Origin of the sequence: Kordiimonas sp. UBA4487 (genome assembly GCF_002389025.1) — a bacterium.
GTDB lineage: Bacteria > Pseudomonadota > Alphaproteobacteria > Sphingomonadales > Kordiimonadaceae > Kordiimonas > Kordiimonas lacus.
This window is the reverse complement of record NZ_DGNR01000014.1, coordinates 193,949-220,590: the sequence shown is the minus strand read 5'-3', so window position 1 is coordinate 220,590 and position 26,642 is coordinate 193,949. Positions and strand designations below refer to the sequence as shown.

General features: G+C 55.8%; 22 protein-coding genes. 5 read left to right on the top strand and 17 right to left on the bottom strand.

The features are described 5' to 3' along the window. Positions 1-27: 27 nt before the first annotated feature. The 11 genes from flhA to B3Z17_RS15970 all read right to left on the bottom strand — a co-directional run bounded on the left by flhA (position 28) and on the right by B3Z17_RS15970 (position 12,718). The gene (gene flhA / locus B3Z17_RS16020; protein ID WP_286830795.1) at positions 28-2,079 is read right to left on the bottom strand and encodes a flagellar biosynthesis protein FlhA; all 2,052 of its coding nucleotides are present in this window, start codon (positions 2,077-2,079) and stop codon (positions 28-30) included. A gap of 89 nt (positions 2,080-2,168) precedes the next feature. Beyond that, positions 2,169-3,569, bottom strand: coding sequence for a sigma-54-dependent transcriptional regulator (locus B3Z17_RS16015; RefSeq protein ID WP_068303033.1), 1,401 nt, complete (start codon positions 3,567-3,569; stop codon positions 2,169-2,171). A 91-nt stretch (positions 3,570-3,660) separates the two neighbouring features. After that, on the bottom strand, positions 3,661-4,425 hold the full coding sequence (locus B3Z17_RS16010) for a motility protein A (protein WP_068303034.1): 765 nt from the start codon (positions 4,423-4,425) through the stop codon (positions 3,661-3,663). A gap of 30 nt (positions 4,426-4,455) precedes the next feature. After that, positions 4,456-4,815, bottom strand: coding sequence for a flagellar motor switch protein FliN (fliN, locus tag B3Z17_RS16005; protein WP_068303035.1), 360 nt, complete (start codon positions 4,813-4,815; stop codon positions 4,456-4,458). A gap of 11 nt (positions 4,816-4,826) precedes the next feature. Continuing rightward, positions 4,827-5,525: a FliH/SctL family protein gene (locus B3Z17_RS16000; RefSeq protein ID WP_286830794.1), complete on the bottom strand. Its 699-nt coding sequence runs from the start codon at positions 5,523-5,525 to the stop codon at positions 4,827-4,829. Between the two features lie 17 nt (positions 5,526-5,542). Then, positions 5,543-6,550 (bottom strand): flagellar motor switch protein FliG, encoded by a 1,008-nt coding sequence (gene fliG / locus B3Z17_RS15995; protein ID WP_286830793.1) that lies wholly within the window; start codon positions 6,548-6,550, stop codon positions 5,543-5,545. A gap of 39 nt (positions 6,551-6,589) precedes the next feature. Beyond that, on the bottom strand, positions 6,590-8,308 hold the full coding sequence (gene fliF / locus B3Z17_RS15990; RefSeq protein ID WP_068303041.1) for a flagellar basal-body MS-ring/collar protein FliF: 1,719 nt from the start codon (positions 8,306-8,308) through the stop codon (positions 6,590-6,592). Between the two features lie 160 nt (positions 8,309-8,468). Beyond that, a complete protein-coding gene (locus B3Z17_RS15985) occupies positions 8,469-8,741 on the bottom strand; it encodes a DUF1153 domain-containing protein (RefSeq protein ID WP_074519365.1) in 273 nt (90 codons plus the stop codon). A gap of 172 nt (positions 8,742-8,913) precedes the next feature. Further along, the gene (locus B3Z17_RS15980) at positions 8,914-10,296 is read right to left on the bottom strand and encodes a flagellar hook protein FlgE (RefSeq protein ID WP_286830792.1); all 1,383 of its coding nucleotides are present in this window, start codon (positions 10,294-10,296) and stop codon (positions 8,914-8,916) included. An 87-nt stretch (positions 10,297-10,383) separates the two neighbouring features. After that, positions 10,384-11,055 (bottom strand): flagellar hook assembly protein FlgD, encoded by a 672-nt coding sequence (locus tag B3Z17_RS15975; RefSeq protein ID WP_286830791.1) that lies wholly within the window; start codon positions 11,053-11,055, stop codon positions 10,384-10,386. Positions 11,056-11,095: 40 nt separating this feature from the next. After that, positions 11,096-12,718: a flagellar hook-length control protein FliK gene (locus B3Z17_RS15970; RefSeq protein WP_286830790.1), complete on the bottom strand. Its 1,623-nt coding sequence runs from the start codon at positions 12,716-12,718 to the stop codon at positions 11,096-11,098. Positions 12,719-13,150: 432 nt separating this feature from the next. Between B3Z17_RS15970 and mnmA the strand changes: the two genes are divergently transcribed. Beyond that, positions 13,151-14,305, top strand: a complete 1,155-nt coding sequence (mnmA, locus tag B3Z17_RS15965) for a tRNA 2-thiouridine(34) synthase MnmA (RefSeq protein ID WP_286830789.1) — start codon at positions 13,151-13,153, stop codon at positions 14,303-14,305. A gap of 62 nt (positions 14,306-14,367) precedes the next feature. Here the strand turns inward: mnmA and B3Z17_RS15960 are convergent, their stop codons facing one another. Further along, entirely contained in the window at positions 14,368-15,546 is a 1,179-nt protein-coding gene (locus tag B3Z17_RS15960) for an alkane 1-monooxygenase (RefSeq protein ID WP_068303074.1), read from the bottom strand. A gap of 238 nt (positions 15,547-15,784) precedes the next feature. Continuing rightward, the gene (locus B3Z17_RS15955) at positions 15,785-16,318 is read right to left on the bottom strand and encodes a MarR family winged helix-turn-helix transcriptional regulator (protein ID WP_286830788.1); all 534 of its coding nucleotides are present in this window, start codon (positions 16,316-16,318) and stop codon (positions 15,785-15,787) included. 84 nt (positions 16,319-16,402) lie between these two features. Between B3Z17_RS15955 and B3Z17_RS15950 the strand changes: the two genes are divergently transcribed. The 3 genes from B3Z17_RS15950 (at position 16,403) to B3Z17_RS15940 (ending at position 17,720) form a co-directional block, all read left to right on the top strand. Continuing rightward, complete coding sequence (locus tag B3Z17_RS15950) at positions 16,403-16,717, top strand: antibiotic biosynthesis monooxygenase family protein (RefSeq protein WP_286830787.1); 315 nt, start codon at positions 16,403-16,405, stop codon at positions 16,715-16,717. Between the two features lie 6 nt (positions 16,718-16,723). Further along, positions 16,724-17,041 carry a DMT family transporter gene (locus B3Z17_RS15945; RefSeq protein ID WP_286830786.1) on the top strand — a complete coding sequence of 106 codons (318 nt, stop codon included), beginning with the start codon at positions 16,724-16,726 and terminating at the stop codon, positions 17,039-17,041. Positions 17,042-17,117: 76 nt separating this feature from the next. Beyond that, positions 17,118-17,720 carry a TetR/AcrR family transcriptional regulator gene (locus tag B3Z17_RS15940; RefSeq protein WP_286830785.1) on the top strand — a complete coding sequence of 201 codons (603 nt, stop codon included), beginning with the start codon at positions 17,118-17,120 and terminating at the stop codon, positions 17,718-17,720. A gap of 337 nt (positions 17,721-18,057) precedes the next feature. Here the strand turns inward: B3Z17_RS15940 and B3Z17_RS15935 are convergent, their stop codons facing one another. From B3Z17_RS15935 to B3Z17_RS15925, 3 genes are all read right to left on the bottom strand, one after another. Continuing rightward, positions 18,058-18,996 (bottom strand): retron St85 family RNA-directed DNA polymerase, encoded by a 939-nt coding sequence (locus tag B3Z17_RS15935; protein WP_286830784.1) that lies wholly within the window; start codon positions 18,994-18,996, stop codon positions 18,058-18,060. Continuing rightward, positions 18,993-20,078, bottom strand: coding sequence for a retron St85 family effector protein (locus tag B3Z17_RS15930; protein WP_286830783.1), 1,086 nt, complete (start codon positions 20,076-20,078; stop codon positions 18,993-18,995). The genes B3Z17_RS15935 and B3Z17_RS15930 overlap by 4 nt, the downstream gene beginning before the upstream one ends. A 223-nt stretch (positions 20,079-20,301) precedes the next feature. Next, positions 20,302-22,356: a DEAD/DEAH box helicase gene (locus B3Z17_RS15925; RefSeq protein ID WP_286830782.1), complete on the bottom strand. Its 2,055-nt coding sequence runs from the start codon at positions 22,354-22,356 to the stop codon at positions 20,302-20,304. A 540-nt stretch (positions 22,357-22,896) separates the two neighbouring features. Between B3Z17_RS15925 and B3Z17_RS15920 the strand changes: the two genes are divergently transcribed. Further along, positions 22,897-24,009: a zinc-binding dehydrogenase gene (locus B3Z17_RS15920; protein ID WP_068307791.1), complete on the top strand. Its 1,113-nt coding sequence runs from the start codon at positions 22,897-22,899 to the stop codon at positions 24,007-24,009. A gap of 148 nt (positions 24,010-24,157) precedes the next feature. On the opposite strand, the gene hrpB is transcribed toward B3Z17_RS15920, so the two are convergent. Next, complete coding sequence (gene hrpB, locus B3Z17_RS15915) at positions 24,158-26,620, bottom strand: ATP-dependent helicase HrpB (RefSeq protein WP_286830781.1); 2,463 nt, start codon at positions 26,618-26,620, stop codon at positions 24,158-24,160. Positions 26,621-26,642: the final 22 nt, after the last annotated feature.

Genomic DNA, 26,642 nt, shown 5'->3' with positions numbered 1-26,642 from the left:
GCGAGCCGACCTAGGCTCAGCTATCGCTTAAATTTGGCCGAGAGTTCGAATTTTTGCCTGCGGATGAATTTCGTTCTGGCTCATCACAACGGTGGCGGGTCGGAAACGCTCAACAATTGACCGAACATATGGGCGAACCAGTGGACTTGTAAGCAGGACAGGCGCTTCACCGCGTTCTGCTTGCTGGTCATATACCATACGAACTGAATTGATAAACTCTTGCAGCCGTGTAGGGGCCATCGCCAATTGCTTTTCTTCGCCCTGGCCTACAAGGCTTTCTGCGAAAGCCTGCTCCCACTCTGTTGAAAGGGTGATGAGGGGTACCAGACCTTCCACATTTGAATAGGCTGCGCAAAGCTGTCGCGCCAGTCGCGTACGGACGTGCTCGGTGATGGAAACAATGTTTTGCGTGAACCCTGTAGCCTCGGCGACGCCTTCGAGAATTGTAGGAAGGTCGCGAATCGAGATCCGTTCGGTGAGCAGGGATTGCAGAACCCTTTGGATGCCAGACGTTGTGATTTGATTTGGCACAATATCGGCCACCAACTTTTGGTGATCTGACGGCAGGTCGTCCAGCAACTTCTGAGTTTCCGCATAAGACAGCAAGTCAGACATATTGTCCTTGATAACCTCTGTCAGGTGGGTGGTGATCACCGTAGCCGCGTCTACCACTGTGTAGCCACGGAAGCTGGCCTCTTCGCGTGCGCCAGAGTCCACCCAGGTGGCAGGTAGGCCAAACGCAGGCTCGGTTGTCGCCTCGCCTGGAATCTGAACCGGTTGGCCCTGAGGGTCCATGACCAAAAGCATACCCGGCCGGATATCACCGCGGCCAACTTCGGTTTCTTTTACACGCAAAACGTAGGTGTTCGCCGGTAGCTGCATATTATCCAGAATACGGACAGAAGGCATTACAAAGCCCATTTCTGTTGCCAACTGGCGCCTAAGGGCTTTGATCTGGTCTGTTAGCCTGAAACCGCTATCGTCATTGATCAGCGTGAGCAAGCCATAGCCAAGCTCAAGCCTGAGCTGGTCAATGGCAAGTGCTGACGAGATTGGCTCCTCGGCCGGGACGGCAGATTTCTTTTCTGCATCCTCTGCAATTGCAACTTGTTGGGCTTCAACAGTTTTCTTGTTCGTCAGCATAAATGCTGAAACGCCCAGGATGGAGCCGAACAAGGCAAACGGCAGAAGTGGCAGGCCTGGCATCAAACCCATTGCGAGCAACAGTCCACTCGAAACGCCCAAAGCCCTGGGGTAGCCGCTGAGTTGGCCAAACAAGGCTTTGTCTGTCGCGCCGGAGATACCCGCTTTAGTCACAAGAAGCCCCGCAGAGGTAGATACGATAAGAGCGGGAATTTGTGAGACAAGGCCGTCACCAACCGTCAGGATCGTGTATCGATTAACGGCATCACCGAAGCTAATATCGTTGATGACCACACCTACAATGATCCCGCCGACGATATTAATGATGGTAATCAGGAGGCCGGCGATGGCATCACCGCGTACGAACTTCGCGGCACCGTCCATCGAGCCGAAGAAAGTGCTTTCGTCCTCCAGTTCTTGCCGTCTGCGCCGCGCTTCGGGTTCATCGATCAAGCCGGCGGACATATCGGCATCAATGGCCATCTGTTTGCCAGGCATGGCGTCCAGGCTGAAGCGTGCCGCTACTTCTGCGATCCTTCCCGAGCCCTTCGTGATGACCACAAAATTCACAATGACGAGGATGGCAAAAACAATGATGCCAATGACAACTTGTCCTCCCATCAGGAAGTTACCAAAAGCCTCGATCACTTTCCCAGCAGCATCTGTACCTGTGTGGCCTTCAGCCAAGATCAACCGTGTGGATGCCAGGTTCAGGGATAGCCGCAGCATGGTGGCAATAAGCAGAATGGTCGGAAAACTGCTCATTTGCAGCGGCTTCTGGATAAACAGGGTTGTCATCATCACCATGACCGAGAAGGTGATTGATGCCGCCAGCATGATGTCGAGCAACCAGCCAGGCATCGGCATGATCAACATCATAATGATGGTAACCATTCCAAGGGCAAAGGCGATGTCGGAGCTCTTCAGGCCGGCCATCACTGTGCTGAAGCTCATTCCGCCTTGCTGCCCACCTGGAGCTGAATCATTCATTTGCTACCACTCATTCAGTTGCCCAAAATCCTGCACTAGACAGAGGCCCGATGGTTGCTATCACCGGGTTGTGGAATCGAAACACCGTCTGCATGATATTGGTTCAATTTGTTTCTGAGTGTTCTGATGGAAATTCCCAAAATATTCGCAGCATGGGTACGGTTGCCAAGGCAATGCTTCAGGGTATCGATGATGAGATCTCTTTCAACTTCAGCGACAGTTTTGCCAACCAGAGTTGCTGAAACTTCAGGGTCCACGCCGCTATCGTCGTTGGTATCACCATAGGCAGGCCCTTCCGGAGCACGACTTTCGCCAGACCCAGTAACCGCGAGATTGCCACTTGCATCCGGTAAAAGAACTGCAGCGGCGGAGATCTCATCACCCGACGCCAGCAGTACTGAACGGTGCATCGTATTTTCCAGTTCACGAACATTCCCGGGCCAGTTATGGGCTTTCAGAACCTTCATTGCATCCGCGCCGATGGGCCGCTCTTCAACTTGGTTCACTTCCGCATATTTCTTGGCGAAATATTCAGCCAAGGCCTGGATGTCTGAAGGGCGCTCCCGCAATGGGGGCACCCGCAGATTGACCACATTGAGGCGGAAGAAAAGGTCTTCGCGGAACTTGCCGTCTTTAACCTCTTGTTGCAGATTTCGGTTGGACGTCGCGACAATTCGAATGTTGACATTCACCAACTTCGAGCCGCCGACACGGTCTATCTGGCGCTCTTGGATGGCGCGTAAAAGCTTGGCCTGCAGACGAACATCCATCTCCGAAATCTCGTCCAGCAACAGCGTGCCGCCGTCAGCTTCCTCGAACTTGCCAATCCGCCGTGCAACAGCACCGGTAAAGGCCCCTTTTTCATGGCCGAACAGTTCTGATTCCAGAAGGTTTTCTGGGATTGCAGCACAGTTTACAGCGACAAAGGGTTTGTTCGCTCTGCGGCTCTTTTGGTGCACAAAGCGCGCCATGACCTCTTTACCTGTACCGGATTCGCCGGTGATCAGGATGCTGGCTTCCGACGGCGCAACTTGTTCCGCGAGCGCTGCTACATTTTTCATGACCGCATCGCGGTAAATGAAAGACTGACTATCCTCAGCAACGGCTTCCAGAACAGCGGCAATCAGTTCAGCATCTGGTGGCAACGGAATATACTCTTTCGCGCCCCCACGAATGGCGGCGGCGGCCGTCTTTGGATCCGTCCCAATGCCGCAGGCAACAACGGGGATTGAGAAATGTTCTGCCCGAAGTTTTGGGATGAGCGAGGGGATATCCAGAGAGATTTCAACCATCAATAAGTCTGCGCCACGGCTCCGCAATATCGATAGGGCGGTATCCGTGTCCGGCGCGTGGGTGACTTGGGCACCACGGTCCATCGCAATCTGGCTGGCCGCACCCAATTGGCCATTAAGCGTTCCTACAATCAGCAGTCGCATTTTATAGTCTCCGTTACGTCAATCCACACACTAAGCGGATCACACGCTTCATAGCTGTTATTGCCTGGGCAATTGACGTTTTCGCAAATGATCATTTGAAAAATGTTATCCTTTGGGCAGGCGGTAAAACGGTATTCAGGAGCATCTCAAGGCGCCGCGGATTTTCCTTGCGACGAATAGATGTTGCTCCCATGGCATAAAGGTTGTTCACCAGTGCTTCTTCGTCTGTACAGTGCTCGGTCTTCGCCGCGAGCGGGATGAAGAACAGATGAGCCATCAGGGCACCGTAAAATGTAGTCAGCAAGGCGACGGCCATAGCGGGGCCAATCTGCGCAGGGTTATCCAAATTACCCAACATCCGCACCAGTCCGATAAGCGTTCCGATCAGTCCCATTGCCGGAGCAACATCTCCAGCTCGCCGAAGAAAGTCGACTGACCTCATGTGGCGTGAAGAAGCCGTGCTTGCCTCACGTCTAAGGATCTGTTCGATCTCTTCCGGTTCAGTAGCGTCCACCACCAACTGAATGGCTTTCATCAGAAAAGGTGTGTCTTTTAACTTGGGCAATAAACGTTCCAGTAACAAAATATCATTGTGTTTCCGAGCTTCCACAGCGATCTTCATGATCTTGATGGCTTCTTCGGAGGGATCGCGTTGGCCATGACGAAGCAGCGTCCATATGTTGACTGGCAATGTCATCATTTCCTGAAAGCGGAAGCTGATGGCTGTAACAGCAAAGGTTCCCAGGACGACGATCATGACTCCCTGGAGGTTGATGAAGGCCCATGGCGACCCACCAAGCCAAATGGCGCCTGCAACCAACAGGAAGGCTGTCAACATACCTAAAATCGTGCTCATAAGCCGTCTGTCCCCCTTGAAATCACGAACTTAGTTCGCGCCGCCGTCCAGCTTGATGATTTCTGTCATGGTCACGCCCAAGTGATCTTCTACGAGCACGACCTCTCCGCGGGCTACCAGCCGGTTATTCACATAGATATCAATTGCTTCGCCGACTTTTCGGTCCAGTTCGACGACCGCTCCCGGCGCTAGTTTCAGCAGTTGGCTCACCTCAAGGGTCGATTTACCAAGGACAGCCTGAACCCTAACGGGTACGTCAAAGACGGGTTCCAATTCCTGGGCGGACCGGACCTGTCCATCTTCTTTGGGGGCAAGGTCAGGACTGCGGCTGGATCCATCGTCCAGATTTTGCAAGCCAACGTCGCCTGAATTTTCGTCTTCGTTTGCCATTCAGTAATTCCTTATTCAGGTCCACCCAATGCTACTGGTTCAGCAGCGTCGTCATTCTCAATTATTGGTTCTTTTCCAGCTTCAGCCTGTGAGCCGCTGTCTGCATCAGACATGACGAAACGTTGTACGGCTGTTTCTACTTCTCTCATGATGGTGTCATGTTTTCTTTCCGTGCCGCCGTCAGGCCATTCAACTCTGCAATCCTGCGGGCCTAGCCCAGGTTCTCCGATCAGCACGATATCGCCCGGAAAGCCAGTTGATGCCTTCAGGTCTTCCAGCCGTTCGTTTACCGGGTCCAGCAGTGCCTCGGATACCCGCACAACCAATCTGGGCTCCTTGTGGGCTGTCGCCAAACAGTCTTCAATCAGGGCTTCGATTTCAGCCATCGGGTGTGCCCGGATCAATGCAGGAGATAATTTTGAAGCAATTGCATATGCCAGTTGAACCATGTCCTGCTTGATGCCGGACTCGAGCTGAGACTTCTGCGAAAAGAGTGCATGGGCACCTTGAGCAATCTGGCTCAGGGTTTCCTTCGTTGCGGCTTCAATATCCTGCAGCGCCTGATTGCGGCCTTCTTCGAAGCCGTGGGCATATGCCTCCGACTTGATCGTTTCAGCATCCGCGCGCAGCCGTTCAAGCTCCTCATCGAAGCGGCTTTTGGCACCGCCATCAAAGGCTTGATCAAATCGATATTTTACTGGTTCAGCCATTCGTCATCATATCGCTTCTAATAGATCAATTCGTCTTCGCCTTTGTTATCCGACAGCAGAATTTCACCTGCTTCAGCCAGATCCTTGGCTTTGTTCACCATATCCATTTGGGCTTCATCCACATCCCGCAGGCGTACAGGACCCATGGCTTCCATGTCTTCCCGAAGGATTTTCGCGGCCCGTTCCGACATATTGGAAAAGAACAGATCCCGCAGGGTGTCGGATGCGCCTTTCATTGCGAGAGCCAGTTTGTCCTTGTCCACATTCCTGAGCAGCGTCTGAACGCCACTTGGGTCTAGGTTCGCAAGATCTTCAAATGTGAACATCAGCGCACGGATACGCTCTGCAGAGTCTCTGTTCCGGTCCTCGAGAGCAGCCAGGAACCGGGATTCAGCGCTACGATCAAGGAAGTTGAAGATCTCCGCGATGGTTTCGTGACTGTCGCGGCGGCTGGTTCGCGCCAGATTGTTCATAAACTCGACGCGAAGTGTCTGTTCAACTTTGTCCAGAATATCTTTCTGAACGGCCTCCATCCGCAGCATCCGCATGATGACTTCCATCGAGAAATCCTCAGGCAACACAGACAGGACGCGAGCGGCGTGTTCAGCTTTAATTTTTTGAAGAACAACAGCAACCGTTTGCGGATATTCATTCTTGAGATAGCTGGCGAGAACGACCTCGTTCACATTACCAAGCTTATCCCACATGGTCCGCCCAGCTGGGCCACGGATTTCATCCATAATTTGCTGCACGCGGTCGCCGGGCAGCATTTTCGATAGCAGCCTTTCAGTGCTGTCAAACGACCCGTTCAAGTTCCCAACGGTTGAAACTTTGGACGCGAATTCAACAAAAAGTTCCTCGACATCCGTTGCCGCGACTGTGCCCAAAGTCGACATATGTTGCGACAGTTCCTTGATCTCGTCTTCCGACAGACCTTCCCAGATATTCCGTCCATGCTCATCACCGATCGCCAGCATAAAGGCTGCGGCTTTCTGGGCTCCGGACATTTTGGTCAATTCTGGCATTTGTACACCTGTTTCAATTTAAGTCGCAGGGTAGCGATATCATTCGGCATAGAGCCACGTCTTAACAATTGCTATTGATTCATCCGGATTGGACCTGATGATGTCAGCGACCTTCTTGATCGCAGACTCCTGAATACGGCCTTCAACCTGGGCTACATCAATTTTGGCGTCTGTGCGCATGTCGTCACGCACTAGTGCGCCGGTCTGCTGGGCGTATCTTACTGCAGCGGCAGCGTCTTCGTCGCCAGCAGCGGCTGCGGCCATAACTTCAGCAGTCACTGCACTGCCAGGGCCCATAATTGCAGGCGCTTCTTTCGTCCGGTCTTCTATCTGTCCAGGATCGGGCTGCGCAGGCGCGTCTGGAATTGCTTCAACCAGGCGCATAACCAATGGCCGGACGACCATCAAAATCACCAGGATGATTGAGATAATGACGCCGCCCTGAGTGACGATATCAAGCAAGTCCTGTTTATTCAGGCCCAGGAGGCTGAATTCCTGTGTGGCCTGTGTGATGGGCGCAGGATCGACAAAACGCATTGAGGTAACCGTCACTTCGTCGCTCCGGCCAATACTGGCATCGTCAACGAACGGAATAGCGGTCAAAACCAAACTGCGGAGCTGATCAATTTCGGCCTCGGGCCGCTCTTGATAACTCACGGTATTGCCTTCTTCGTCCAACTCGCGAATGCCATCAACCAAAACGGCCACCCGAAGCTGGGTTATTTCCCCCGGCTCTTTGATTGTTACGGTTTCTGTTTTCGAGTTTTCGAAGTTTGTGACTTCTTCTGTCTTGCTAGCCGTGTTTGACGGCGAGGAGCCAATCCCTTGTGCGTCAGGAAGATTGTTGGCGGTGGTTACTTGTCCGCCTACCTGGTCCGTCTCACGCGATTCTTCCTCGACAACATTTTGGGACAGAATGACCTGATTGTCTGGGTCAAACCTGACGGCGTTGGTTGTGGTTCTGCTCATGTCCATCTGAACGGATACTTCAGCACGCACGCGGCCATCCCCGACCCGGCGGGCCAACAGTTGTTCGATTTTGTTGCGGTACATGCGCTCTTTTGCGAGGCGTGCTTCCTCAAGACTTGTAAAGCTGGAAAACTCACCCTGTTCACTGGCACCGTCCACAAGCAGGCGGCCCGAGGTGTCTGAAATTGTAACCCGCTCGGGAGAAAGGCCCGGAACTGCGGTTGCTACCAGCGACTGGATTGCCTGAGCTTCGCGTCGGCCGAGGCCGGCGCCGGTGGTGCGGATCAGGATTGAAGCAGTAGGTTCAGATGCTTCGCGCTCAAAGGGGCGCCGCTCCGGCATCACGATATGGACACGGGCTTCGCTGACAGAACCCAAATACTTGATGGTTCTGGCGATTTCGCCTTCTACCGCTCGCACATAGTTCACATTCAGTTCGAAGCTTGTGCGGCCAAAGCTGCTTTCCTGGTCAAAGATTTCTTTGCCAACAACACCACCCGTTAGACCATCACCAGCCAGGGTCAAGCGCAACCGGTCAACCTGATCGCGCGGTACCTTCAGAACCCGACCGCCTGCGTCAGTCTCATAGGGGATACCCTCAGCTTCCAGGCGTTGCGCGATCGTCGAAGCATTCGCTGGGTCCAGGTCAGTATATAGCACTGTCATGGGCGCGTTTTGCCAACGGCCCACAATGGCAATGAAAAAGAAAACCGTCAGGGCACCTACTAGGCCGATAAGGATCAGCCGACCGGTGCCGAGATTTCGAAGAAATTGCAGAAAATTTTCCAACGCCCACCTCGGATACAAACACCCAATGGGGATACTCGCCCCAAGTTCACTCTTCAAATTAGTCTGTCAGAGTAAACAGATAGTTAAATCTAGGCAATTTTTGCCTATAATTGTAAAGGAAAAAGTCGAGATGCGTTGAAATTTGTCGATGGATGGGCGGCTAATCAGTTCGATATTGCTGTACGCGGGTGGCCCGAAGCCCGGGCAGGCCGTTCTTGGTGATGGCTTGTTGCCACGAGAGGAATTCTTCAACCGAGAGAGAATAGCGGTTGCAGGCTTCTTCCAGGCTCAGCAAGCCGCCTTGCACCGCAGCTACCACTTCGGCCTTGCGGCGGATAACCCATCTCTGGGTATTGGCCTTCGGGAGATCGGCAAGGGTTAGGGGCTTGCCAGTAGGTCCAATGACATTTGCTCTGCTCGTTCCATTTTGCATAAGATAGTACCTCACCCTAGGTGGTAGGGCGATTATAGGATCAGGTCCTTTAAAAAAACCTAATGGCTACAGTTAAAAGGCCGTTAACTTCTGGCTCCATGCGAAAACCGGGCAGCCAAGGGCTACCCGGTTCCGTGCAAAAGAGTGATTTCAGGCTAGGTTAGCCCAAGTCCTAGAGCCTGGTCAGCTCTTCCAGGATCTCATCGGAAGTCGTAATGATCCGGGTAGAGGCTGAGAAGGCACGCTGTACCTTGATCAGCTCCGAGAACTCGTTGGCGAGGTCAACGGTAGACTGCTCAAGCGAATTTGGTGAGATCGAACCCGCGCCGCCGCGACCGGCTTGCTGGAAGGATGGGTCACCGGACAGGTCCGAGAGGCCAAAGGCATTGCCCTGACGGCGGGTAAGGCCGTCAGCGTTCTGGAATGTGGCGACCGGCAGTTTGAACACTGTCAGGGTCAGACCGTTATCAAAGATCGCGGTTACAGACCCGTCTTCACCGATGGACACACCGTTGACGTTTTCAAAATTCGCACCGTCCACGGCGGAGCTCAGCAGGTTTGATGAGTTGTCGGTCTGGGAGAAACCATCGGATTCGCCATCTGTACCGAAGTCAAAGGCGATGGAGCCACCTTCGACGGCAACAGTTGCGCCATCTGCAGTGCCAGCATAAGTGAAGGTCAGGGATTCACCTGCACTTAGGTCTACTGCGGTGCCCGTGATGTCATTCATCGTTGTGCTGGCCAGATCAATCGAGCCATCATCGTTGAAGATAAGCTGGCCGCTGCCAATGAGACCGTCAGTGTGCGGATCGGCGCCGGACTGCGATAGCACGCTGTCATCGTCAAAATACAGTTCATACTGCCAGGTGTTGGCACCGGCATCAGTTTTCGCTGCGGCCACAACAACAGTGTGCTGGCGTCCAAGCGAGTCATAAACCTGAATGTTTGTTTCAAGCTCTGGCGTCACGGTGCCAGCAGCCAGATCACCTGTACTATAAGTGGTGTTATCGATATCCGTCGCACTTGCGTTCACGTTGGCGCGCAGCGAAACATTTTGAGTGGCAGAACCAAGGCTGTTCAACTCATTGATGTTGATCGGGCTCAGTTCGCTCAGGTCGTTCTGGTTGGTAGTGATGCTGCCGTCTGCTGCAACCGGCCACCCCATCAGATACAGGCCTGCTGTATTTTTAAGGAAGCCTCGGGAATCCTGCGTGAATGACCCAGCGCGGGTATAGAGAACTTCTCCATCTGTGTCTTCTGCGCCTGTGCCGTCCCGGACGACAAAGAAACCATTGCCGTCAACTGAAAGGTCTGTCGCCGAAGCAGACGGCTGCAGCAAGCCCTGCTTGGATACCAGTGTATCCGAAAAGGCGCGGACACCACCTGGTGAGTATGATGAAAGGGCTGCCGTCTCGGTCACGAGGGTCGAAAAACGGGCCCGGGTTTCTTTGTAACCAATCGTGTTAACGTTGGTGATGTTATCGGCGATGACGCCAACGCCCTCTGTAAAGGACTGGAGGCCTGATACGCCTGCTGCCAAAGCAGTGAATGCCATTTTACTTCTCCTACACTCTTTTGCGTTTTCGCGTGCTTTGGGCTTTCTGCTCACTAACCGGGCACTTCAGTCCGGAATTCAATTCAGCTAGTTCCGATGAACAAGCTGCAAGATATCCGACTGCCCAACTTCATTCGGGCCGACGGTAAATATTGGTTCAAGGCCACTGGTGTCGACGGCGGTAATCGTGTCCCTCACCGCAATTGGTGGGCTCAATGCAGCGCCGTCAGCGTTCGTGGCTGAAATGTTCAGGGTGTATTCCCCGGGTGCTACTGGGTTGCCGGCAGTGTCGATACCCGCCCAGTCGAAGGTATGGAGACCAAGCGAAGTCGAGCCAGCCTCTGAGTATACCAGGGTGCCAGTCTCATTGCGCACCTGAACAGTCAGGTCCTCAGTTGCGGCGGTATTCTGGTACTGCCACGTAATCCCGCTGGAGCCATCATGGTCGCCTTTATTGCCCATGATCAGGGCATCGCTACCAAGGAAGGTGGCGGCGCTTGCAATGTTATTCATTTCCAGTAGTGACTGGAGCGACTCCAGGTTCTGGTTGGTCTGGATCTGTTGTTCCACGCTGGAGAACTGCACCAGCTGGTTGGTAAACTCGTTGCTGTCCATTGGATCTGTCGGATCCTGGTTCTGGAGCTGCGTGGTAAGCAGGGTCAGAAAATCATCGAAATCGTCAGCGAGTTTAGTCGCAGAGTTATCACCCCGCGTCGTCCCGGTTCCGGTTGCTGATGTAATGCCTGTAAGATCTACCATAATCTTGCTCTCATTTCGGGTCTGAATTCAGTCCCGTTCCTTAAACTTTAATATCCAAGCCGGTTTCCACGCTCACGTTGGCGAGAATGGTCTCAAGGGGAACTTCTTCCTCCAGAAGGTCATCTTCAGCGGTGGACGCATTTTGATGTCCCATGCCGGAACGTGCTGCCAACTCGTCGCGCATCTTCTCCTGTTGGACAGCTTCAGCGAATGCGCGCCCTGCGCTTTCTTGATCGTTGGTGTCCAGGCTGAATTGAATGCTGCCATCTGTTTTATGGCCAGCGGCTTCGATCGCTTTCTCAAGGCCGCGGGTATCGCGCTGCATAAGCTCCAATGTTTCGGGGCGTTCTGCCATGACCTGAGCGTGTACGCGGCCTCCTTCAAGGAAGCTCAGCTTCACGCGCACGCGCCCTAGTTCCGCCGGATCAAGGCGCATGGTGAATTCTTGCTGGCCGTCTTTAAACGCTTTGGTGACATGCATGTTCAGCTGTTGGCTGACCTGATGAGCAAGCTCCGGCGTTGGTTTGCCGCCCAAAAGTGACATGCTTGCCATGAAGCCGGTTTCCCCTTTGAGGCCAGTCAGTCCCGCTGCCACGGCATTTGCCGACGTACCATCAAGGAAACCGGAAAGGCGTTCTGGGGTCAGTGGCGCGTGAGATTCGCGTGCGGGCAGTGGTGCCTGGGTGTCCGGCAGGGACTGGACAGGTTCGACAGGTTTTGCTGTTGCCGCGTCTTTCACCGTGGCAGTCGCAGTTGCTGCTCCAAGCTTGAGGTCAAAGGCCTCTTTTCCGGCATTCCCGGCTTTATGGCCGGTTTGTAGGTTACGGTCCGCAACTGTCGCTTTGGGTGCTGCTGCCGCCACCTGCTGCTGGGCTTGCTGTGTCATCACACCATTGCCTTCAGCGTCATTCGATTGAGCTTGTGCGCCGGCTGCTGCGGGCGTGGGCTGCGCCTGGTTTGGTTGCGCTGGTGCGTCAGACACCGCCTGTGGCGTCGGAGGTTGGATCGGCGCAGGTGCGCTGACCGGCGTGTCTGGTGATCCAGCTATCGGCGCAGAAGGCTGGCCCGAACCAGCGGCCAGGGCTTGTTCAACTGTTGGCACAGCTGCTTGGCCTGTGGCGCCATTCATTGCGGGCCCGACCGCATCAGGGGTCACTTGGACGGCACTGCCATCTGCAGTCTGCGCCAGGACAGGTGCATTTTCTACTGCCGCGCCAAACAGGCCTTGTGCGGCATCAGCGGGCAGAATGTGGCTATTGCTGGACGTGCCGGCTTGAGCAACTGCGGCCAGTTCTTCCGATGAAGGAAGAGCCGGTAGCTGCTCCAGCTTCAGGCCAAGCTTCTCAAGCGCTGCTTGAGGCAGCATAGGGATGTTTTGTTCAGCCTGTTGTCCGCCGGATGCGGACCATACAGGTATTGCCGGATTGCCTTCGCTGTTGGCAAGGGCCGCCTGGATGGCGAGGCCGGAAACGCCGTTTTTCGCCAGCAAGGCTGAATTCGGATTGCTAGCAGCATCGCCACCAGAACCCGCTGGTGTCAGGCCCATCAGTTGATTGGTCTGCATTTGGGCAGACATCGCATTGGGCGCCAATGTCATTTGAAGGCTGGCAAGCATTTCAGCCTGGTCGGCAGTCAGGTCCTGCGCGGGGGACATTGTGCCCATTTCAATAGCCTGCAGGGCCTCGGCAAACTGGGCCGCAGAAACGCTAGAATCGCCTTGTGCGGTGCCCGATGATTGCCCTGTCCCGATCAATCCAGCGATGGCTGGAGAGGGGGAGGTGGCAAAGCTCTGCATTAATTGATCAATAGGGTTCATGTCTAACTACCAATTTGTTCGCCTCGTTACCCGGCAGGGTTTCGTTCGACCAGATAGAAGCAAAGCGCGGGCCAGTTTTTGTGAAAAATGTGAAACGCCTTGAATCCCAAGGACTCTTCGTATTGGAAGGCCTATTCTAATCGAACGGGTGAGCGGTTCTTGCCGGGCAAAAATAGGATCATTCATGCCGAATGGGCGGAATCACTTGCCTCCGGAAGCCCAAATGCCTATATCCACAGCCAAGGAGCGAAAGCTGACGAAAGTAGTAAGATAATGCCAATGAGCCATGACCAAACAGAATTGAACAGCCTGGGCTTTCCAGGGGCACCAGCCGACACCCGCGTTGTGGTGGCCATGTCCGGCGGCGTGGATAGTTCTGTGACGGCCGCTCTTCTTAAAGAGCAGGGCTATGATGTGGTGGGCATTACGCTGCAGCTGTATGATCACGGCGTCGCGGTTCAGAAAAAAGGCAGCTGCTGTGCGGGGCAGGATATCCATGATGCCCGCCGCGTGTCCGAGGCGCTGGGCATCCCGCACTATGTGCTGGACTATGAAAGCCGCTTCAAGAACCAGGTGATGGAAGAGTTCGCCGATAGCTATATCAAGGGCGAAACACCGATCCCGTGCGTGCGCTGTAACCAGACTGTGAAATTCAAGGACCTGCTGGACACCGCCCGTGACCTCGGCGCCGACTGTATGGCCACCGGCCACTATGTGCAGCGCGTGGTGGGTGAGGACGGCAAAGCCCAATTGGTGCGCGGCATTGATAACGGCAAGGACCAAAGCTACTTCCTGTTCGCGACCACGCAGGAGCAGATGGATTTCCTGCGGTTCCCCCTTGGCCATATGGACAAGGAGCAGACGCGGATCGAGGCTGAGCGCTTCGGCCTGACCGTTGCCGACAAGCCGGACAGCCAGGATATCTGCTTCGTGCCCGAGGGCCGCTATGTGGATGTGATCGAACGGCTGCGCCCCGGCGCGCTGGAGCCCGGCGATATTGTCGATATCGACGGCAACGTCCTGGGCCAGCACGAGGGCATCGTCAAATACACCATCGGCCAGCGCCGCGGCCTGGGAATCGGCGGCTTTGAAGACCCCATCTATGTGGTCAAGCTGAACGCCGCGAAAAAGCAGGTCATCGTTGGCCCCAAGGAAGCGCTGCTGACAACCGAGATCGGCGTCAAGGACGTGAACTGGATTGGCGAAGACGTGCCGGCTGACGGGCTGGCCGTGATTGCCAAAATCCGCTCCACGCGCCCCGGTGTGCCGGCAAGGATTTTCCTTGAAGGCGGCCGCGCCCGCGTGCAGCTTGATGAGCCGGAAGCCGGCGTTTCACCGGGCCAGGCAGCTGTCTTCTATGACGGCGACCGCGTGCTGGGCGGCGGCTGGATCGACAGCGCCACCAGCGCAGACCCGCGCCTCGCAGCCGCCTGATCCCCCAATAAAAAAGCCCCCGGCAATCCTGCCAGGGGCTCTCAACGCACTGAAATATTTGATTATTCCGCAGCCTGCATCACGCCTTCAGGGTGATGGAACCGCTTCATGATCCGGTCCCGCTTCTTGGGGTGGATATAGGCTTTGGTCATGTCATAACCATGCTGTTCGGCCACGCGCTTGTCCATAATAGCGAACCAGATGGGCGGGTTCCAGGCGGCCATGAACATGGTGAAATAGCCCGCCGGCAGCTGCGGCGCGGTATCAAAGTGCCTCAGGCACTGATACGGACGCTCGGCATGCGCATGGTGATCCGAGTGGCGCTGCAGGTGATAAAGCATCACGTTCGACACCGTATGATTGGCGTTCCAGCTGTGATGGGGCTGAACGCGCTCGTATTTTCCGTCGTCGCGCTTGGGGCGCATCAAGCCGTAATGCTCAATATAGTTGGCGGATGACAGCATCAGGTTCGAGAGCAGCGCACCCACCAGCAGGTACGGCAGCACGATCCAGCCCAGCCACAGCACGAAGGCCGCATACATGCCAAGCGTGATCAGCGTGTTCAGGAATACCTCATTCTCAAGGCTGAAAGCCGACTTGCCCTTACGGCCAAGGCGCGTTTTCTCAATGGCCCAGGCGCGCTTGAAACCGCCAGGAAGTTCATGCAGAACAAAGGCATAGAAGCTTTCGCCCATCATGGCGGTGGCGCTGTCTTCGGGCGTTGCCACCTGCACATGGTGGCCCAGGTTATGCTCAATGCGGAAGTGGCCCATGCCGCACAGGCACAGGAGGAAACGCGCCACATTGATGGAAGTCCTGTCCCGCCGGTGGCCAACCTCATGCGCGGTATTGAGGGCCCCCGCACCCATCAAGCCGTTGGCCACGGTCACCGCGATATAGGCGGTGAGCGTGAGATCCATGTTGGCCACATACCAGGCGCCGACAATCCACACCAGATAGGCGGCGGGCAGGGCACTGAAGGCCGACCAGCGATAGAAGGGGTCGTCCCGGAGCCGCGGGATGGCTTCCTTCGGCGGGTTCGACGTATCCTCGCCGAACGCCATTTCAATAATGGGAATAAGGACATAGAAGAAAACAGGCGACAGCCAAAGCCAGGCTTCAAGCCGCGTATCGGCATACAGATACCAGCTCAGAAGCGGAATGCCGGTCAGGAGGACCGGCAGCGGCCACAAATACCGTTTGGTGTCGCGCCAGTCGGCCGCGGCAGTTTCAGCAGACATTGATCTCTCCCTCATGTCCCATTTGGCGGTATCCTCTCATTTATTGATAATATTGTCAATAGAAGGTCAGGCGGCCCAAAAAGGGCACACGAAGGGCACACCCATAGGGCCCAAATGGTCGCAGAAATCTGCGGTTCGCAAAAGGGCATGCCCAAAAGTGCCCGTGCCCCAGTGTGCCCATGCCCCAGTGTGCCCGAACCCCAGTGTGTCCGAACCACATGTGCACTCTTTGATCAGGCTATGCGTTTTCCAGCCGGGTTATGGCGGCCACAAGGCGGGGGGCAATGTCGCTGGTGATATGGCCGCCGAAGGCCTGCGCAAGCAGCGCCGCTTCAGCGGTGACCACGGCCGCAGTGGCTTTCTCACCGATCTCGGCGCCCCGATCGGTCAGCAAGATGCGTTTGCCCCTGCCGTCACTCGGGTCCGGTTTTGTACAGATCAGGCGTTTGTCCACTAGCAGGTTGATCAACTTGGTGACGCCACCGGAACTCATCAGCAGGGCCTGATAAAGCTCGGACGGGCTGAGGCCCCTGTCCCGGTCCGCGAGCAGCAGGCTTTGGAGAATTTCGAATTCAGTGGGGAGCAGATTATAGGGCTTCACGGCACCTTCGGCCACGCCGCGCAGGCGTTCGGACAGCCGGTGGATTGGCACAACCAGCGACGCTACCTGGTGCACCTCAGCACCGGCACAGGATTCGGTCTGTTCCAGGATCCAGGCAGCAGAGCCGAGCTTGCCGCTGGCCGCGTTGATATCCCGTTTCTTCAATGACATGGCGGAGGCCTTCTTTATTTATCTTGACAGAAAGATATTTGTCACCATTTATCTTCCTAGAAAGATAAATAAAGGATTTGACCGATGTATGCAACAACTTGGCAATATCGGGTGCGCCCCGAACATGTTGACACATTCAGGGAAGTCTATGGCGCGAAGGGCGACTGGGCGCGGTTGTTTGCCCGTCATCCTGGTTTCCGGGGCACCAGGCTGTATCAGGACCTGGATAATCCTGCCGGCTTCGTGACAGTGGATGTCTGGCAGGACGAAGCTGCCTTTCTTGACTTCAAGCGCCTCTACGGAGCCGCCTATCAGGCGCTGGATGACCGTTTCATCGGCATGTCTGAACAGTGGCACCTGGGAACAGGGGACGCCGCGGCATGGACAGGCGAGGGGTAACACACCATGTGGCTTTATATCTTACCCGCTATCGCACTCGAGGCTGTGTTTGTGGTCGCGCTGTCTGAAAGCCAGGCTTTTCGGAACGTCTGGCCGTCGCTCATCACCGTTGTCGCGGGGCTGGGTAGTCTCTATTGTCTGGCCAGGGCCGCTGACATGGTGCCTATTTCCGTTGCTTACCCTGTCTGGGTTGGCGGCGGCGTGTTTGCAGCGGCTTGCGTGGATGTCGTCCGGAAAGGCGCGCTGCCATCGCCCCAGCAGGCGGGGTGCCTGCTTCTTCTTCTGGTTGCCATTGCCGGAATTGAAGCGGGCAGGTCAGCGTAACAGCTGTCATCATTGCTGCTTGATTGCCGCCCACTCTGCCGGGTAGAAGAGAAGGGAGAGGGCAATAGGGGTTTGTATGAGTGACAGGCAGAAACGCACCCGGCTGAGCCCGGAAGAACGCAAGCGCCAGCTGCTGGACGCGGCGGTGGAACTGTTCGCCGAATGCGGCATCGGCGAAGCCAAGCACGCCGACATCGCCAAACGCACCGGCGTGTCTGTTGCCACCACCTTTGTCTATTTCCCGACGCGCGAGGAACTGATCGACGCCGTGCTGGATGACGTGGCCGAGAAGAACCTGGCGGTGTTCGATGAGGTCGACCCCACGGGGCTGACGCCCGCCGAACTGCTGACGGCGCTGGCGGAGCATGCCACCAGCCGGCTGGACGAAGACCGCGCCTATGCGCAGGTGTGGCTGAACTGGAGCACCAATTTCGCCCCGCACATCCGCGAAAAATTCCTGGAATGCCAGAATATCGTGCTGGATAAGCTGACGGCCATTCTTGATGCCGCCACGCCCGGCAGGCAAAAGGGCAAGGGCGCGCGCGACGATGCCCGTATCCTGCTGGCCGCCAGCCAGATGCTGACAGTGATGAAGCTGGACGGCATTTCAAAAGAACGCCGCGCCCGCTTCACCGAACACACCATCGACGTGGTGCTGGCCTATACGGGCGAGAAATAGGGGTAAACCCTCCGCCATGCTGAACTTGGTTGGCGTACCGCCAGCTTCGCAAACAGCATCCACGCAGTGCTTGATGCAGCCACACCATGGAAAGGCTTGTGCAATGGACCCTGAACCAAGTTCAGGGTGACGGACTATATAATATGGTATTGCGGCGGGCAGCTTCCGACCCAAGGCGGACTTACCCCTGAATGTTTAAAATCGAACACTTGGGACTTTTTGGAAATTAGATGAACGTAAATAACGAGAGCAATGTTCGGTGGAGCATGGAGACATAAATCATGTTGGTAGTCTCCATGGTAGGTACATTTCCCCTACCTTGGAGGAAAAGGGGCCGTCAATCTCTATAAAGCTTAGCTTTGGGCTCTGCATGGTCCATAAGTTCAGAAATGATAGGTTTTCCGTATTTGGCTTTCAAAGATGTGACAGCATCTGGTTCAACGCTATATAGGAATGCCAATAGTCCACGGAGATAATCCACTCGTTCCAATTCCAATTCTCCCGTTCCATATTTATGAATGAGCGCTCGAATTTCGCGTTTCCGAGAGCGACCAATAGAGACCTTCCCATCTGTAGTGAGGACTAATCCTGTAACCGTTCGTTTCCTCTTCTTGGAAACTGAGACGAGCTTTTGTTCGTTAATTTTCAGGTTCGGATAGGGGATCTCTTCAATCAAGTCGCGGACAAACTGTACGGACTGACCTACCGTGTTTTTCGACTTACATGAAAAGGTCAGGTCATCTGCATATCTGGTGTATGCAATACCATGTTGGTCTGCAAAATCCGAAACTGCGCAGTCAAATTCATATAACATTGCATTTGATATAACTGGTGAAGATGGGGCTCCTATAGTCAAACGGTCGTACCTGCAGACAATGCGGCATAAAGTTTGGGCATCCTGATCGGAAAGGCGAAGCTCATCAGTAAATGGATAAAGTAATCTCAAAATATCTTCGCTTTTGATGCTTTCAAAGAAATTCGAGAAGTCCATTTTTTGCACAAAGTTGCTAGATGTATGAGGTAGGGCATTATCAGAAATACTCTTCCCTTTTATATATGCGGTAGCAGAAGCGTGAACGGGCAATTGCGCGAAAATTCTTTGGGCTGTCCATTTTTGAACCGCCTTCAACCGCTTCGCCGGGTGATATATGTGTCGTAGCCCACCATCACGTTTCTTTAGCGTGTAGAATTTATAAAGATGGTTGGCTGAATTTACGATGTTCCATACACGATTGGGGTCTAGCCCCAATTCTCTCGAAATTCGATCTATGATCATGCGGCTTCCTCCTCGAACAAATCTTGGAAGGAGCCCGTTTCGTAGTAATAGCTATTGATTTCAGCTTTGAGTTCAATTTCTTCTGTTATTGTGGAGTATTGGACAAAGTCAGAGCTTCTTTCTGCTGCAGCAAGTAATTCTCGATCATTTATGTATCGGCAAAATCCACTGCCAATCAAAATACTGACCAGATCAACAACTTCTTGCTGAGGAGGCCTAGTCCTAAAGATAGAAAAAAGAATACGACCCAAGGCGTCTAAATTGATAAACCTAGTTAAATCTATAATGGCATAAATTACTGAAAGTTTTAGAAAATTACCGGTTTCGTTCCAAGTGCTGAAGGAGTGCTTGAAGCGGCGTTTATTCAGGCGCGGATCACCTCGATCACCCAAGCGTCTCTTGATTAACTCAAAATTTGGTGTTTCATAGTCTATGTAGACACATGGCTTGAAATCAGAAACGTCATTGTATTTTGAAACCGGCCCTTGGGATATAAAACTATCTCCAACCTGATACTTGAGATCAATTGCAACCAAGGTTTTCTTGCTAATTTCATCTTTCGCAGAAAACATCCCCAATTCTGTATACGATCCCTCGGCTTCGGGAAATATAATGACACAGTGCGATAAGTCTGCGATCAAGGCTTCAAATTTACCTAGATCAATGTACCTTGCCGGAGCCGCGCCTACGTTGTCACGAATTGCGTCCTCAGGCTTGATGAGTTGATATTGTGGAAGCTGATCGCTAGCAAATCGGACAAACTGCGTACGCATGTGGTTGTCGGTGTTTCCTCCACATACAAATATGATGTTGCTATGCCTGCGCCACTTCGCACAATTGATGAGCTGACGAATTGTAGCTCTAATTTCTGCCGCATCATCTTCCAATAACGGGTGCGTCACAAAAATTCTCTTACCAAGAGCGGCCGAGTTACCCCCCAGCCGGGAAAGTTGAGCAAGTGGCCAAGTTTCCCGGCTGGGGGGTAACTCGGCGCCTGCATGACGTACAATTTTTTCGACCCGGCTAACCACCAGGCACAGTGTGTTCGTTACTTTGATAGTTCGAGCATCAAGCTTAAACAAACATCACCACTAAGAGAATTTGTACTATTATTGAGGGAGTTTGTGAAATCAAGCCAAATCAGGCCTAGAGCAAAGGGGAACTCATGCTGTCATCTGTCCCCTCCTGGCCGAAAGCGGCTCAAGGGAGGCAATGGCTCCCTGTTATAGAAGCGCACAACCGCATTGCCCCGAAATCAGGGGCGCTTTTATGAGAGGCGGCCCAAAGCCGCCCCTTATCTCCGACTTATTTGCGCTTTAACGGCGTGTTTCCACCAGTTTTTTGAGCCTTTTTGGCTTCGTCCCGGGCTCGTTTCTGTGCCGCCGTCCATTTTGGCTTTTTCTTGGCCCCTTTGGCTTTCTTGGCCTTCGGCTTGCTATCCGCTTTTTTCACCGCGCCTGTTTTTTCAGCAGCGTCCGGTGCAGCCGCCCGGTTCTTGGCCTCCTCAACAGGGGACTTGTCCTCTGCTTGAGGGGGCTTGTCCTCACTGTGGGGGCGTTTGGAACGAACCTTTTCATCTTCAATCGGCTTGCTGCGCTGCGCCTTCCGGTCATCCCGCCTGCCGTCAGGCGCACCTGCGGGGCCGCGCTTTTCATACGCTCTTTTTTCCCGAACAGGCATTTTGCTGCGGCTGCTTTCGGCTTCAGGTACAGGACCGCGGAGCTTGTCGACCGTGATGGTTTTCTCCAGTTTGCGGCTGGGGCCAAGGGCCGCAAAAAACTGGTCAACGATATCGGGCGCGAGCTCGACATGCGTTTCATTTTCATGAATGCGGATCGAGCCAATTTCTTTTTTGGTGATATGGCCTGCCCGACAAAGGGTTGGCAAAATCCAGCGTGGTTCGGCGTTATGTTTGCGCCCAACCGACAAAGACACCCACGTCCCGTCACTGAAGTCCTGACGGTTCTTTTGGGGGCGCTCTGCCCTGTCTCTGCCTTTAGACCTGTCCCGGCTATTGTCCCTATCCCGACCATAATCCCGTGTCGGGCCGGTGTCCGACAGCTCTTCCGGCACGGGTTGACCTGTCTGCTGCAAACGAACCAGGGCTGCGGCAATCTGTTCGACACTATGATGGTCAAGAAGTTCCTGGACATGAGGGCGTTCCTCATCGGTCACAGCTTCCGTCAGCACGGGATCATTCAGGAAACGCTCGCGGTCGCGGGCGGCGATTTCCTCCATCGTCGGCGGCTTGGCCCAGGTCGCATCAATCTGGGCGTTGCTGAGCAGCCTTTCCGTGCGCCTGCGTGCCGGATAGGGCACCATCAGGACACAGACACCTTTTCGCCCGGCCCGGCCCGTGCGCCCGCTGCGGTGCAGCAGTATTTCCTTGTTCTTCGGAATATCCGCATGGATCACCAGCTCAAGCCCGGGCAGGTCAATCCCGCGGGCAGCAACATCGGTGGCAACACAGACGCGCGCGCGCCCATCCCGCATCGCCTGCAGGGCATGGCTGCGTTCGTTCTGGCTCAGTTCACCCGACAAAGCCACAACCGAAAATCCACGGTTATTGAAGCGGCTGGTCATATGGTTCACTTCAGCCCGGGTGCTGCAAAAGATGATGGTGTTCGGCGCTTCAAAATAACGGATCACATTGATGATGCCGTTTTCTTTGTCGTTGGGGGCAAGCATCAGGGCCCGATATTCGATGTCCTGGTGCTGCTTGGTGTCGCTTTTGGTTTCAATGCGGATGGCATCGCGCTGATAGCGTTTGGCAAGTCCCATGATGGATTTCGGCACGGTCGCCGAGAACAGGAGCGTCCGGCGGTGATCCGGCGCTGTATCCAGCATATATTCCAGATCATCCCGAAAACCGAGATCAAGCATTTCGTCGGCTTCATCAAGAACAACAGCACGCAGCGCTGTCATATCAAGCGAGCCCCGTTCAATATGGTCGCGCAGCCGGCCAGGTGTGCCAACCACGATGTGCGCGCCCCGGTCCAGATTACGGCGCTCAGTGCGCATGTCCATCCCGCCGACACAGGTGGCGATATCCGCTCCTGCCAGTTCATAGAGCCATTCCAGCTCGCGCTTCACTTGAAGGGCAAGCTCACGCGTGGGCGCGATCACCAGTGCCAGTGGCGCGTGCGCCTGGGTGAGCCTCTCGGCCCCCTCGAGAATATCGGGCGCAAGCGCAAGGCCAAAAGCAACTGTCTTGCCGGACCCCGTTTGAGCAGAAACGAGAGCGTCAGCGCCAATAAGGCCCGGGGCCAGCATTTCTTTCTGCACGGGCGTGAGAGAAGTATAGCCGCGCTTTGTTAACGCCTGGCCGAGCGCCGGAACGACACCATCAAAATCTGTCATCATATTCTTTCGGAAACGGGGTTTAACCGCAAAACTGCCGGCTAATCGCATTAAGAAGCCTGCACGGATACTGCCAAGTGTGCGTTGAGGCAAGCTCAATCTAGCCTGCCTATTGTAGACAGAGTTCAGGCAGTGTCAAAATAATCCCAGATCCTGTGCCCGATGGAGCCCCTGAAAAGGGGCGCGCTGTCACCAAGATGTGTCATTTATCATCCTTTTGAGAAAATGACTTTCCTGGTCACCAGAATCCATCTGAGGCGGCGATGACATACTATGCAACAGGGCCCTGTGGCGGCTTAGTGGTCGTGCTTCTTGGGCTTATAGTCGCGGCTTGAAGAATGGGTGTGCACCACTTTCCATGCGTCCCCGACCAGGCGGAACAGGAATGTCTGGCGCCCGGCCTTGTCGAACTCGCGCCCATTTTTCCGTACCTTGCCTTTGACGCAGCCGACCTAAATGATCATACAGGGACACCGCGCGCGCCGGGCCCATATCCGGCAGCCGCGCCACAAATCGCAACCGCGAAAGGGAGACTTTGGTATGAGCACGACGGGTAAGCAACTTTTCACCACGCTTGAAAGCAACGGCACACTGACCGTCGCGATCGAGGACGTGACTTTCCCTGATCCCACGGGCAATCAGGTGCTGGTTAAAATGGAAGCCGCGCCGATCAATCCGTCGGACCTGGCCATCCTGACCAGTGCTGCCGACCTTGAGAATGCGGACTATTCGCCCGGCAAATATGTTGCCACCATGCCCGAGCCCTTCAACAGCGGCTCGAAGGCACGGCACGGGCTGAAGCTTCCTGCGGGCAACGAAGGCGCGGGTACCGTGGTCGCAGCCGGTGACAGCGATATGGCCAAGGCTCTTGTGGGCCAGCGCGTCGCGTGTGTGCCGGGCAATGCCTACAGCCAATATTGTATCGCTGATGCGGGCATGTGCCTGCCGCTTGGTGATCATTCGGCCGAAGACGGCGCAAGCGCCTTCGTCAATCCGATGACCGCCCTTGGCTTTGCGGAAAACGCGAAAATGGACGGGCAGGAAGCCATCCTGCACACCGTGGGCGCGTCCAACCTGGGTCAGATGCTGACCCGCATCTGTAAGGAAGACGGCCTGGGCCTTGTCAATATCGTGCGCAAGGACAGCCAGGTCGAGCTTCTGGAAAAGCTGGGCTCAACGCATGTGGTCAATTCCGCGGCAGACGGTTTCATGGGTAGCCTTCGGTCCGCAATCGATGACACGGGTGCCTTCTATGGCTTTGATCCGATTGGCGGTGGGCAAGCAGTTGACACCGCCTTCAAGGCGATGGAACAGGTCGCGGTCGGCAGGATGACCGAATATTCGCGTTATGGCTCCAACCAGCCGAAGCGCATGTTCATCTACGGGCGGCTGGATGTTGGGCCGACGATCCTGTCGCCGAGCTATGGTTTTGGCTGGACGCTGTCTGGCTGGCTGTTGTTCCCGTTCCTCCAGTCGGTTGGCATGGAAACGGTTGGCCGGATGCGCAAACGCGTGCTTGAAAACCTGACCACCACCTTTGCCAGCAGCTACAAGAAGCACGTCAATCTGGAAGAAATGCTGACCAAGGAAGCGGTGACGGACTACCGGGCGATGAGAACCGGCGAGAAATATCTGGTGACACCTTGGTCGTGACCCAGGCAGGTGCCCGCAGTCGCCAAGGCGCTGCAAACTTGAATGCATAGTGACAGAGCGACTCTCCGGGGTCGCTCTTCTTTTTTCAGAGGGGGGCTGGTGCCCTTCAAACGCCTGATTGCTGCCGATTGTGGCCCACTTGCCCGGCCTAAGAGCCGCGTGGTTTGGCGCGGGATGTGGCCTGTGCGGCTGCCGGGTCATCCGGCCAGAAATGGCGTGGGTACCGGCCCTTCATGTCTTTGGCGACAGCGGCCCACGAGCCGTGCCAGAAGCCCGGCAAATCCCGGGTCATCTGTATTGGGCGATGGGCTGGCGACAGCAGAATGACCAGAAGCGGCACCTTACCGCCCATGATGGATGGGTGCCCCGTCAGCCCGAATAGTTCCTGTACGCGCACCTCAATCGCGGGGGCTGTCTCATGAGCGTAGTTGATGGGAATGCGCGACCCAGTCGGGGCTTTGAAATGGGAAGGCAGCAGGGTGTCGATCTGCGAGCGCAAATCCCACGGCAACAGGGCCGACAGCGCCCCCTCCAGCATATCAGGGGTGATCTTCGAGATAGCCGTTACACCAGACAGATAAGGCAGCAACCAGTCCGGGACGTCCTTCCCAAGGGCCTGGTCGCTCAGGTCCGGCCAGGGCACGCCAAGGGCTTCATGCAGATAGGTCGCCCGCGCGCGCAGCGCCAGCTGCCCTTTGGTCCAGGGCAGGACATCAAGCCCCAGGTCTTCAATGGCCGAACACAGCAGTTCCGCGGCGGTGTCTGTGTCCTCAACCTTGGCGGAAGCGTCTGCGAGGATAACCTGGTCGATCGCCCGCACCCGGCGCGCGCGCACGCTACGGGAGCCGCGGTCAAACTCAAGACGGGTTTCCTCGGCGATGTGGGCTGAGAAGGTTTCTTCAATCTCCTCCATATCAATCGGTGCTGCCGCGCGGATGCGGCCGTTCGCGGCCTGGCCGGTGATGTCTGTCACCACCAGGAACTTGTGCCGCGCCAGCGCGTCCGTTTCTGGCAAGCTAGCGGCACGCCCGCCCACAAGGCGGAAACGTCCGGGTTTTCCTGCCGCTTGGGCGAGGCGGTCCGGGTAGGCATAGGCGAGCATCTGGCCGATGCTGATCGCCTGTGGCTTTTGCGCTGCGCTGCCCGCCAGTTTTGCCCATCGCCGGGCGAGGGCTTTAGCGTCTTTGGCGCGCGGGCTGCTGTCGGCACGGAACCGGCGCAGTCTTTCGTCAAGATCGATCGCATCGCCACCAAGCCCATGCTCCGACACCAGGGCAGCAACCTCCGCCGCTTCCCCAGCATTGCCACTGATGCCCGCGCGGTGGATCATATGCGCCAGTCGAGGGTGGAGGGGGAAGGCCGCCAAAGCGAGCCCTTCATCGGTGATCTGGCCAGAACCGTCGATGGCATCCAGTTTCCCTAGAAGCGCCGTAGCCTCAGCCCAGGCGGGCGCGGACGGCTGGTCGACAAACTGCATCTGTGCGGGGTCCGTTACGCCCCATGCCGCGAGGGTGAGCGCAAGCGGAGTCAGGTCAGCCGACAGGATCTCCGGCGTGTCGAAGGCCTGGAGGGCTGCGTGCTGGCCCTTGTTCCAGAGCCGGTAGCAGACGCCGTCTTCTGTGCGGCCAGCGCGGCCCTGCCGCTGGGTGGCGGCGGCCTTTGAGATGCGTCGGGTCTCGAGCCGCGTGAGTGCCGTTGCAGGCTCATAAACCGGCACGCGCGCCAACCCGCTGTCGACCACCACGCGGATGCCTTCAATCGTCAGGGACGTTTGCGCAATCGTGGTGGCCAGGACAACCTTGCGCCGTCCGGTGGCTGCCGGGGCGATGGCCCGGTCCTGTTCTTTGGGGGTGAGGCGCCCGTAAAGCGGCGCGATGTCTGTGGTGTCTGTAACCTGCCCGCTCAGGCGTTCTGCCACGCGGCGGATTTCCGCCTCGCCGGGCAGGAACACCAGGATGGAGCCGTGCTCTTCCGCAAGCGCCGTCATCACCGTGGAGACGACATGGTCCTCAATCCGGATCTCCGGTTTTGGTGGCACAAAGCGGGTTTCCACGGGAAAGGCCCGCCCCTCGCTTTCAATCAGCGGCGCATCCGAGAGCAGGCTGGACATGCGCGTGCTGTCCAGCGTCGCGGACATGATAAGGATGCGCAGGTCCGGCCTGAGGATGGCACTGTCGAGCGCCAGGGCCAGGCCGAGGTCTCCATCCAGGCTGCGTTCGTGAAACTCATCGAAAATGACCGCAGCTATGCCTGAAAGTTCGGGGTCGTCCAGGATCATGCGGGTGAAGACACCCTCGGTCACCACTTCAATCTGCGTCCTGGCGCTCACCCGCGTGTCAAGACGCACCCGGTAGCCGACGGTTTCACCGACCTCTTCGCCAAGCGTTCGGGCCATGAAGTGTGCGGCTGCCCGGGCGGCAATGCGCCGTGGTTCCAGCATGATGATGCGTCCCTTGGCCCGCCAGTCCGCCGCCAGGAGCTTGAGCGGCACGCGTGTGGTCTTCCCCGCGCCAGGTGCTGCCACCAGAACGGCAAACGCACTGTCACGCAGCGTGGCGTCAAGCTGCGGCAGCATGGCGTCAATCGGAAGGGGAGAGCCAGCCTTAGTCATGGGTCCTGCCTATTTGAAGCGC